Source organism: Bifidobacterium sp. MSTE12 (assembly GCF_000513015.1).
In the GTDB taxonomy this organism is placed as follows: Bacteria; Actinomycetota; Actinomycetes; order Actinomycetales; family Bifidobacteriaceae; genus Bifidobacterium; species Bifidobacterium dentium.
Map to the genome: position 1 here is coordinate 70,990 of NZ_AZYA01000048.1, position 10,505 is coordinate 81,494.

At 60.7% G+C, this 10,505-nt stretch carries 8 protein-coding genes; 1 reads left to right on the forward strand and 7 read right to left on the reverse strand.

Annotated elements, in window-relative coordinates; all coding sequences use genetic code 11:
• Window positions 1-130: 130 nt before the first annotated feature.
• From pknB to HMPREF1494_RS10920, 7 genes are read right to left on the reverse strand one after another with little or no spacing between them, the layout of a single operon-like run.
• A complete protein-coding gene (pknB, locus tag HMPREF1494_RS10890; protein ID WP_034523003.1) occupies window positions 131-2,200 on the reverse strand; it encodes a Stk1 family PASTA domain-containing Ser/Thr kinase in 2,070 nt (689 codons plus the stop codon).
• Complete coding sequence (locus tag HMPREF1494_RS10895; RefSeq protein ID WP_003838057.1) at window positions 2,197-3,141, reverse strand: serine/threonine-protein kinase; 945 nt, start codon at window positions 3,139-3,141, stop codon at window positions 2,197-2,199. Before HMPREF1494_RS10895 ends, pknB begins: the two co-directional genes overlap by 4 nt.
• Window positions 3,138-4,604: a peptidoglycan D,D-transpeptidase FtsI family protein gene (locus HMPREF1494_RS10900; protein WP_034523005.1), complete on the reverse strand. Its 1,467-nt coding sequence runs from the start codon at window positions 4,602-4,604 to the stop codon at window positions 3,138-3,140. The genes HMPREF1494_RS10895 and HMPREF1494_RS10900 overlap by 4 nt, the downstream gene beginning before the upstream one ends.
• Window positions 4,597-6,021, reverse strand: coding sequence for an FtsW/RodA/SpoVE family cell cycle protein (locus tag HMPREF1494_RS10905; protein WP_003842991.1), 1,425 nt, complete (start codon window positions 6,019-6,021; stop codon window positions 4,597-4,599). The genes HMPREF1494_RS10900 and HMPREF1494_RS10905 overlap by 8 nt, the downstream gene beginning before the upstream one ends.
• Window positions 6,018-7,607 (reverse strand): PP2C family protein-serine/threonine phosphatase, encoded by a 1,590-nt coding sequence (locus HMPREF1494_RS10910; protein ID WP_034523008.1) that lies wholly within the window; start codon window positions 7,605-7,607, stop codon window positions 6,018-6,020. The genes HMPREF1494_RS10905 and HMPREF1494_RS10910 overlap by 4 nt, the downstream gene beginning before the upstream one ends.
• Before the next feature lie 2 nt (window positions 7,608-7,609).
• Complete coding sequence (locus HMPREF1494_RS10915; protein WP_034523010.1) at window positions 7,610-8,137, reverse strand: FHA domain-containing protein FhaB/FipA; 528 nt, start codon at window positions 8,135-8,137, stop codon at window positions 7,610-7,612.
• A gap of 26 nt (window positions 8,138-8,163) precedes the next feature.
• Window positions 8,164-8,865 (reverse strand): FhaA domain-containing protein, encoded by a 702-nt coding sequence (locus HMPREF1494_RS10920; RefSeq protein ID WP_034523013.1) that lies wholly within the window; start codon window positions 8,863-8,865, stop codon window positions 8,164-8,166.
• A 246-nt stretch (window positions 8,866-9,111) separates the two neighbouring features.
• Here HMPREF1494_RS10920 and HMPREF1494_RS10925 point away from each other — a divergent pair.
• A partial coding sequence (locus HMPREF1494_RS10925) for a DPP IV N-terminal domain-containing protein (protein ID WP_034523016.1) occupies window positions 9,112-10,505 on the forward strand: 1,394 nt, incomplete at its 3' end.

Below are 10,505 nucleotides of genomic sequence, written 5' to 3' on the forward strand. Positions count from 1 at the left end.
GGGCCTGACATTCGTTTTGCTGCGGGTGCCGCGAACATGTCTCGATTGGTCGACACGCTACGTTGTTCAGAGGACCAATGCAAAAGGAGCGACATTGAGTCGCTCCTTTTGCATATTGGGCGTATGGCCTTTAGTGGGTGGTCGGGGATGCGGTCGAGGAGGATGTACTGCCTGACGGTGACGGTGACGGCGAGCTGGCTGATTCGGTAGTCAGGGTGATGGTGGCGCCGGAATCGGCCTGCGAGCCACCTTCGGGGCTCATGCCGGTGACGATGGCGTCATCGTCGGTCGAACCGTTCACGGTGACCTGGAAACCGTTGTTGGTAAGCACGCTCTTGGCACTGGATAGCGTCATGTGCAGCACGCTTGGCACACTGACCTGCTGCTTGCCGAGGGACACCCAGATGGTTACGGACGTGCCGAGTTCGACGGTGCTGCCGGAACCCGGATCAAGACGGGTGACCGAACCGGAATCGACGGAATCGGAGTATTCGTTCTCCACATTGACCGTGCCGATGCCAGCCTTATTGAGCTGCTCAATCACCGAATCCTTCGACTGTCCGACCAGATTGTCGGGAATCTTGGTCATGCCGGACGAAATATACAACGTGATGATCGTGCCCTTGGTCTGCTTGGAATTCGCAGCCGGATCCGTGCTCACCACCTTGTCTTTTTCGACGGTGCCGCTATCGACTGTCTTGACGCTGCCCACCTTGAAGCCGGCGGATTCCAGAACGGACTTGGCCTCTTCCTGGCTCTTGTTCGCCACATCGGGTACCGACACGGTCTGCGGGCCGGTGGAGAACCACACGGATACGGTGGAGCCCTTCTCCACCTTGGAGCCGCCCTTCGGATTCTGCTTCGTGACGGTGCCCTTGGTCTGATCGGACTCCGTGTCATCGCGGGCGTCAAGCTTCAGACCGAGCGCATTGAGCTTCTCTTCGACCGTGGTCTGCGAGATGTTCGACATTTCAGTGAAATCCGGCACTTCGACGGTATCGGTCGACGAGTCGCCATGATTCAGCATGTAGACGATGCCCAAAATGGCCAGTAGGGCCACCAGTACGCCCACCACGGAGCCGATGATGATCTGCTTCTTTTTCTTCGACTTGGCGGCGGCAGCGCGCTGTTCCGCGCGGGTCTTCGTGGCGACGCCGCCGTTGGGGCCCGCCAACACCTGTTCGAATTGGCCGGTCACCGGATTGAACGCCTGCGTTGCCGCGCTCTCACCGCTCGTCGGGCTCATCGCCACGGTCGCGGCTTCCTGCTCGGCCTGCTTGCGGGCCTTCACATTGGTCAGATCGGTCAACGGATTGAATGCGGCCGCGACCGGGACGCCGCCGTTCATGAACGTCAGCAGATCGTTCTTGAATTCGGATGCGGTGGCATACCGGTTCTGGCGGTCCTTCGCCATGGCTTTGGCGCAGATCGAATCCCACATCTTCGGCAGTCCCGGTACCACCGAGCTTGGCGGAGTGGCCACTTCGGAAACGTGCTGGTAGGCGATGGCCACCGCGGAATCACCGGTGAACGGCGGCTTACCGGTCAGCATCTCATAGAGCACGCATCCGGCGGAATACAGGTCGGAGCGCATGTCCACGGTCTCACCGCGGGCCTGCTCCGGGGAGAGGTACTGTGCGGTGCCGACCACGCCTTGTGACTGCGTCATCGTGGCGGCGGAATCATCAAGTGCGCGGGCGATGCCGAAATCCATGACCTTCACTACGCCCTGCTCGGAGATCATGATGTTGCCGGGCTTGATATCGCGGTGGATCACACCCATACGGTGCGAGTACTCCAATGCGTTCAGTACACCCATCATCACCTGTTCGGCGTCGCGCTGGCTGAGCGCACCGTTCACCTTGATGATGTCGCGCAGGGTCTGACCCTTCACGTACTCCATCACCAGATATGGCAGATGTTCGGTCTGACCGGTTTCGGTGGTGACGACCTCTTCGCCCGAATCGTAGATGTTCACGATGTTCGGATTGTTCATCTGCGCCACGGAATGCGCCTCGCGGCGGAAGCGGGCGAGGAAGATCGGGTCATTGGCGAAATCGGCGCGCATGATCTTCACGGCCACGGTACGACCCAGACGCGTATCAAGCGCCACATGCACTTCGGCCATGCCACCGCGGCCGACCAGTTGGCCGAGCTGATAGCGGCCATTCGCCAAAGAGGTAGGCATGTTGTTGCTCATCCCTGTTCCTTCCAATCACTGCTGGGCGAGATATGGGGTTTGCTGGCCACACGACGAGGAATCCGACCCCCGGTGGGAACGATCATCGTGTCCGCCAACTGTGTCTGCTGATCGAGCAGACGTCGTTCAATGCGTGTCAGCACGCGGGATACCGCCAGCGCGTCCTTCGGACGGTCGAGCGGATCCTTGGCGAGCATCGACATCACGAATTCACGCAGCTGCACATCCACGGAGTCGGGCAACGGCGGAACCGGATTGTTCACGTGTGCGGCGGCGATGTCAACCGGCGTAGTGCCAGTGAACGGACGATGCCCACACAGGCCTTCATAGGCGACGACCCCCAACGAATAGATGTCGGACTGCGGCGTGGCCTGCTGGCCTTGCGCCTGCTCCGGGGAAATATATTGCGCGGTGCCCACGACCATGCCATCTTGCGTGATCTGCTCCTGGTTAGTGGAGTAGGAGACGCCGAAATCGGTGATCTTCACCTCGCCGGAATCGGAGACCATGATGTTCGCCGGCTTCACATCGCGATGAATCACGCCATGCGAATGCGCCACGAACAGGCCACGCGCGGTCTGAATGAGGATCGGCAGCAGCTGCGTCGGCTCCATCGGGCCGTCGATTTCGTGGAACAGATCGGCCAGCGACTTGCTCGGCACATACTCCATAATCAGGAATCCGATGCCGTCATGCTCGTAGTATTCAAACAATGCGGCGATGTTTGGATGCGCCAAATTGGCGGAATTATGGGCCTCTGCGCGTAGACGAAGCAGTTTCGCCTCCTGGCTGGAGCCCAGATCGCCGCGTAAGGCCTTGATGGCCACCGGGCGGCCGAGCTGAATGTCATAGCCTTTCCACACTTCGCCCATGCCGCCTTGCGCCAGACGGGAATCCAGTCTGTAGCGTCGGTGGATGAGCTGTCCTTCAATCAGTTTCATTCTGCCAGCGCCTCCTGCATCATCGCTTTCATGATCGGACCTGCGGCCAATGCGCCGTAGGAATCCACGTTGTGCACCACCACGGACACCGCGATTTTCGGATCGTCCGCGGGTGCAAATCCGATGACCCAGGCGTCGACGGATCCGTTATTCTCCCCAATCTGTGCGGTACCGGTCTTCACCGCCACCTGCACGCTGTCAATCGCCAATTCGGGATCCTCCTTGGTGACCACGGCCTCCATCATCTGCGTGAGCTTGTCGGCGGTGTCGGCACTGAACGGTCGCGACATCACCTCCGACTTGGTCTGCGAGACGACCGACAGATCCGAGGAGCGTACACGGTCGACCAGCGTCGGTTGCATCAACTTGCCGTCATTGGCGACGGCCGCCGCAATCAGGGCGTTCTGCAACGGGGTAACCACCGTATCTCCCTGTCCGATCGATGCCAGCGCAAGTTTGTCGTCACTCACATCAGTCGGGAATTTCGAAGCCACGGTCATCCACGGAGTACCGGAAGAATCGGTGCCGTCCACGGTGATCGAACTGTCGAAACCAAGCTTCTTGGCCATCGACGAGACCTTATCGTCACCCAGCGAGACGCCCAATTGCGCGAAGGCGGTGTTCGACGAATACGCCATCGCGTCTTCCAGAGAAATCTTGCCGTCGGAGCCGTTGCCTTGCGAAGTGGCGTTCGTCAGTTGCACCGTGGTGCCGGGAAGCGTATAGCTGGCACCGGCGGGAATCTGCGTATCGGTCTGGTATTGGCCGGTTTCCAGCGCGGCGGCCGCGACCACCGTCTTGAACGTGGAGCCGGGCGGGTACAGCTGCGAAGTGGCGCGGTTGAGCATCGGATTCGCCTGGTCGGACGAGAGCGTGTTGTAGTTCTCGTTCACTTCCGACGTGGTGTGGCTGGCCAGCTGGTTCGGATCATAGCTCGGCGTACTCACCATGGCGAGAATACGACCGGTCTTCGGTTCGATGGCCACGGCCGCGCCGTCAAGCGACCCCAAGGCGTTATAGGCAGCCTGCTGGATCTTCGGATCGATGGAGGTCTCGATGGTGGCGCCCTTGTTCTCCTGACCGGTAAACAGCGCTTTGAAACGCTGCCAGAACAGCTGGTCGGACTGCCCCGACAACAGTGAACTACGGGAGGCTTCGATCCCGCTCCACCCGCGCTGGCTGATCGAGAAGAAACCGGTGACCGGTGCATACAGCGGGCCATCGGAGTAGGAGCGCTGGTAGGAGAATGCGTCGTTCGACGGGTCGGATTTGGCGATTACGGAACCGTCCGAGGCGAGAATCGAGCCTCGCGGAGCTCCATACTCATGGTAGAGCGCTCGGGTGTTGCGCGGATCCTGATTGAGCTGGTTGGCACGGATGGCGGTGATGATGGTCGTCGACATGCCCAGGATCACGAACAGGATGATGACGATGGTGAAGAGCTGACGTAACGACTTATTCATTCGAGCCTCCCGTCACGGTGCGTGCGATCGGTTCGGTGGGCTGCGTACGGTGTTTCATGTCGCGGTTGCGCAACGCCTGCATCGCCTCGTATTGGAAGGTATCGCTGTTCAGGTCATCCTCCGGTTTGTTCGCGGCATTCGAAATGATGACCAGCAACGTGGCCAACAGGTAATTGGCGATCAGCGATGAGCCGCCGGCGGCCATGTACGGCAGGGTCAGGCCGGTGAGCGGAATGACCAGCGTGATGCCGCCAACCACGGTGAACACCTGGAATGCCATGGTGAACACCAGGCCAGAGGCCAGCAACTTGCCGAAACCGTCCTTGATCTTCATGGCGGTGATCATGCCGGCGGCGATGATCAGCAGATACAGCATCAGTGTGGCCAACAGGCCGGTCAGACCAAGCTCCTCGCCGGCAGCGGCGTAGATGTAGTCGGAGTTGGCGATCGGCGTGAGCGACGGATGCCCCTGCCCCAGGCCGGTGCCCATCATGCCACCGGAAGCCAGACCGAAAATGCCGGTGACCAATTGGTACGATCCGCCATATTCCTTGCCATACTGCTCCGTACTGAACGGGTGCAGCCAGGCGTCGACGCGCGCGCCGACATGACTGAAGATGTTCGCCGCCAGGAATGCGCCCGCGGCGAAGGCGATGAAGCCGATGATGATCCAGCTTTTACGGCCGGTGGCCACATACAGCATGGATACGAACATGGCGAAGAACATCAGCGAGGTGCCCAGATCGTGCTGAATCACGAGCACGCCCATGGCCACGATCCACACCACGATGATCGGGCCCATATCCTTGATTCTCGGTAGCTGCAGGCCGAGTACCTTCTTGCCGCCGACCGCAAGCTGGTCGCGGTGGTCGAACAGGTAGGAGGCGAAGAAGAACGCAAGGAACAGCTTGGCGAATTCGCTTGGCTGGAACGAGCCGAGGCCGGGAATCTTCACCCAAATCCTCGCGCCATACTGTTCGGAGCCGATCACCGGCAGCATCGGGGACAGCAGCAACACCAGGCCGACCACCATGCTTACGTATGAGAAGCGGCGCAGCACGCGGTAATCCTTGAGGAAGATCACCAGCAGGGCACTCAATACGAGCGCTATGGCCAACCACATCAACTGCTTGAATGCGACCGAGGTCTTGGTCTCCTGATCGATGCGGGCGATCATGGTTACGCCGATGCCGGTCAGCAACATGACGCAGCATAAGATGGTCTGGCTTGCATACGGCTGGAATCGCAGCAATAGGCCCCATGCGGCCAGGAACAGCACTGCTATGAACACGAGCATTCCCATGTAGTTGGAAGGGAAACCACCCGTGGTGCGTTCGAACATCTGGAAGAACGCCACGGCGCAGGTCAGCATGCTGAGCATCAGCAGACCGAACTGCCTCAAGCGGGTAGTGATCATGACTTGTCACCGCCTCGCGGACTCGAGCTGGAGGAAGACGATGCTGAGGCGCTCGAGCTGGGACTGGCCGAGGAGCTGGCGGAAGGCGATGATCCGCCGCCGCTCTTCTTGTTTTCGGCCTGTTGCTGCTTGAGCTGCTTCTTGATGAGCGTCGTGTGATTCTTCGCTTCGCCGTACGAGTCGAAGGAGATGCCTTGCATCAGCTGTTCCTGCCAGCTTGGCGGCAGCTCGGAGGTCTTCATACCGGTGTCGGAGACGGCATGGGAAAGCTTCAGTCCGAAGATGCTCGTCGGGACGCCTTGGAAGATGGTCACGCTGCCGTTGTCGTCGCCGAGATAATACTTGGTCTGGCTCCAACGATACGTACCGACGGCGGCTCCCGCCAGTCCCAGCAGCACCAGAATGGTGACGACGATACCGATGATGCGGTTGCGCTTGGAGTGCGCACGCTTGGTCTTGCGCTGTTGGATCTGCTCGTTGCGGATGGCCCTGGCGACTTCCGGATCGTTCGGATCGGCGGAGACGCGGCCGTCGTTCTTCTGCACGACGGGGATTTCGCCGGTGTCCGGATTGGTGCGATCGCCCGTCTCCTCGCGTACGGTCGACGGCTGCGCCACACGCTGCTCCGGTTGCGGCTCGTTGTCGGTCTTGTCGGGGTTCCTGCCATGACGAAGGGCCGCCGCGCGTGCGGCAGGTGACTGCTTGCCTTCGCGTAGCAGCGGTGCCGTAGCCACCGGCGCGTTGATGATGTCGGCGATCGGCTCGAGGCTCGCGCTGGCCGCGCCGGCCACCAACGGCGTCTGATGCGGCAGATCGAAGGCATCGGCGTTCAGGGCGAGCGTCGCGTCGGCGATCACCGCGGTGACATTGTCAGTGCTGCCTGCCCGCAACGCCATGGAAACGAGGCGCTGCGCACATTCTTCCTGATCGGAGCAGGTCGCTAGCATCTCCTGCAGGGTGGAATCTTCCAGTACGCCGCACAGGCCGTCGGAACACAGCAGCCAGCGGTCGGCCGGATGCGCCTTGCGTACGGCGATGTCGGGGCGGGGGTCGATGTCGAAGTCACCCAATACGCGCATCACGACATTGCGCTGCGGATGGTTGCGCGCCTCGGATTCATTGATGCGACCGGTGTCGAGCAGATGCTGCACATAGCTGTGGTCCGAAGTCATGCGGATGAGATGACCGTCATGCAGCAGATAGGCGCGGGAGTCGCCGATATGCGCGAGTACCCAGTATCCCGACACCAAGGCTACGGCGGTGACGGTGGTGCCCATGCCCGCAAGGCGGCGTTCGCGCTTGGCCTTGCCGACGATGGCGTCATGCGCGGCCATGACGGAGGTCTCCATCATGTGGGCGACGGTCTTCACGTCACCTTGCTCATTGTCCTGCTCGATATGCGCCAGCGATCGGATGGCGATGGTGGAGGCGGTATCGCCGCCGGCATGGCCACCCATGCCGTCGCAGATGGCGATCAGGTGCTCTCCGGCGAATGCGGAATCCTGATTGTTGGAACGTACGGTACCCACATCCGAGACCGTGGTGGAATACAGGAACAATGGTTGTGAAGTGGCGGAAGTCGTCAAAGTCACCTCAATTCAAAGGTGGTTGCGCCGATACGTACCGGAACGCGTGAACCGAGAATCATCGGAGCGTCCAGGCGCTGCTGGTTGACCACAGTGCCGTTGGTGGAGCCCAGATCCTCGATGGCCCACTGGCCGGTTGCGGGATCGGTATAGACGCGTGCATGATGCGAGGAGACGAATTCGTCGTCGAGCACCACGGTGTTCGACGCGGCGCGACCCAAGGTGATGGTGTTGCCGGTCAGAGGGACGGAACTGCCGGCAAGCGGGCCATCGATAACGACCAGCAGAGTGGGTTTGACATTCGAAATCGGCATCTCGTTGGTAGGGATGACGGGCGCGGCCGACGCCACGGGTGCCGGCGCCTCGACCGCCTTGCGCGCGCGACGCTCCTTACGGCGATGAGCCCGCGACTTGCGCGGGCTGAACGTCTCGATGTCCTTGTACAACGAACGGACCGTACAGGCTACGAAGATCCATAACAGTATGAGGAAGCCATACTTGAGGATCGCAAAGGTAAGTTCGGTGAGCATAAAGGCAACTCCCGGGTTGGGGTTGATTACTCCTGATCCTGCGAAGAAGCCCAGTACAGGATTCGGGTACGGCCGATAGTGATGGTGTTGCCATCCAACAGCGTGGCCGCCGGTACCTGATGGCCTTCGACGTATGTGCCGTTGGTGGAGCCCAGATCGCGCGCGATCACATTGCCGTCATGGATGTCAATCTCCAGATGTTTGCGGGAGATGCCGGGATCGTCGATCACGATGTCGCAGTTGGAGCCACGGCCGATGATGGTCTTGTCCTTGGTGAGCAGGTACTGCTTTTCACCGATCTCCAGCATCGGGCAATCCTCGGTCTGCGCTTCGGTGGTCACCGGTACCGCGTTGCCCTGTACGGATTCGCTGGTCAGCTTGAAATCGCTCTTGCTCAGATCGAGATCTTCCTCGAAGATCACCACGACCGGTCCGACGAATGCATAATGCTGGCTCTTCGCATACTGCGTGAGATTGTCGGCCAGCTCATTGGCCAGGGTCTCCGCACCCCATTCCACGATGTTGTTGAAGTCCGGCGTGCTCAGCTTGAAACGGTATTCGTTCGGGGCTACGGTACGGTCGCGAGTAACGGGCATTGCCTCTTTGTCAATCTCGCGCTCAAGAGCGCTGGAGAGGTCAACCGGCTGCAGGTCCTTGGACCCGAACTTAGCGAATACTCCGTTGACGGCGCCTTCCACGCTCTTCTCAAATCGGTCGAGAACGCTCATACTTGTCCCTTTCTATCCTCACCTATCCTACGCGGTAGAGTGCCGAGAGCCAATTTATGAGGCCCATAATTGCAAAAATTCCATGCAAAGTGGGGTGTGAATGGTGATGCGGACCTAGTTCGGTGTCGGTTGTTTGGGTTTCTTTCCAAACTACCGACGGTGAGGTGGGGCTAGGCGTCGGTGGTTTGTGAGAATACCCAGACTGCCGACGGTGAGGTGGGCCTGGGTGTCGGTAGTTTGGGAAGTATGAATGATGCGATTGATGTGTTTCCCCGACTCAAGGCCCGCACTGTGCGATTCACATGCGGCGCGCCCCGTTCCGCCCGTGCGATTGGTGACGGGTCACGGGCGCTGTTCCTGCGATCCGACGGTCCGGAGGATACCGTCACCTCGCTATGGATGAGCGTGATCGACACGACCGGCACCGGCGACGATCGGGAGGTCCTGCTTGCCGATCCGCGCGAACTGCTGGCCGATGCCGATGCGGAAAACGTTCCCGCCGAAGAACGTGCGCGACGCGAGCGTGCGCGCGAAGGCGGCTCCGGAATCATTGCCTATTCCGTCGATCAGGCCGGACGTCGCGTCGTGTTCACCATCAACGGCCAGCTGTTCCTGACCGAAATCCGGGAGGACGGCACCGGCGCACGCACCCGCCAGCTTGCCTTCGAGGATCTGACCCTCACCACGAGCGGGTACGGGCCGGTGCTCAATCCGCGCATCAGCCCCGACGGCCGCCACGTGATGTACACGACCGGCGAGCACCTGAACCTGATCGACATCGCCGATTGGCCGGCTCCGGGGCAGGCCGCGCAGGAGTCCATCACCACGGTATACGGCGTGGACGATGATGCGGCTCCCACCTGGAAGATCGGCCTGGCGGAATTCGTGGCCGGCGAAGAGATGGATCGGTACGACGGTTTCTGGTGGTCGCCGGATTCCCGATACGTGCTGTTCGAGACCTTCGATGCCTCACCCGAGCCGATATGGCACATCTGCGATCCCGCGAATCCGACCATGGGTGCGGCCGCCCGCCGCTACCCGCAGGCGCTGACGGCCAACGCCGACGTGCATCTGACACTGCTGGAGCTCGGCTTCGACGCCGATGGCTGCTGTTACGGTGAGGTGCCGCACGCGGTGGAGTGGGACCGGAAACGCTACGAATATCTGGCATTCGTGAATTGGACGGAAGGGCACGATCCGATTATCGAGGTACAGGACCGACTGCAGCGCAACGATCAGGTGCTGACCGTCCGCGTCGGCGATCCGATCATGCCGGTCATCGCTCCGGAAGCCGAATTCACCGACGAGAACGGCGATGAGGTCGAAACCTTCTCCTTCGCGATTCCCGAATATGCGCCAGGCGAAGAGCCCGGTACGACCCGCGTGCTCGAAGAGCGTCACAACGACTGCTGGCTCGACTTGGTGCACGGCACGCCCGCCTACACGCCGGATGGTCGTCTGGTGTGTGCGGTCAACGACATGGAAGCCGATACGAACCGTCTGAGCGTGGATGGATGTGCGTTCACGCCAACCGGTCTGCAGGTGCGCGAAGTGCTTGACGTGACTGACGATGACGTGCTGTGCGTGGTGCAGCGCACGCCGGAACTGCTGCCGGAATCCGACCTGCCGTATCTGTGGCA

What these genes read in the sequence shown, in the direction of transcription:
- pknB (WP_034523003.1), bottom strand. Translation starts at nt 2,200, where the DNA reads ATGAGCAACAACATGCCTACCTCTTTGGCGAATGGCCGCTATCAGCTC.
- HMPREF1494_RS10895 (WP_003838057.1), bottom strand. Translation starts at nt 3,141, where the DNA reads ATGAAACTGATTGAAGGACAGCTCATCCACCGACGCTACAGACTGGAT.
- HMPREF1494_RS10900 (WP_034523005.1), bottom strand. Translation starts at nt 4,604, where the DNA reads ATGAATAAGTCGTTACGTCAGCTCTTCACCATCGTCATCATCCTGTTC.
- HMPREF1494_RS10905 (WP_003842991.1), bottom strand. Translation starts at nt 6,021, where the DNA reads ATGATCACTACCCGCTTGAGGCAGTTCGGTCTGCTGATGCTCAGCATG.
- HMPREF1494_RS10915 (WP_034523010.1), bottom strand. Translation starts at nt 8,137, where the DNA reads ATGCTCACCGAACTTACCTTTGCGATCCTCAAGTATGGCTTCCTCATA.
- HMPREF1494_RS10920 (WP_034523013.1), bottom strand. Translation starts at nt 8,865, where the DNA reads ATGAGCGTTCTCGACCGATTTGAGAAGAGCGTGGAAGGCGCCGTCAAC.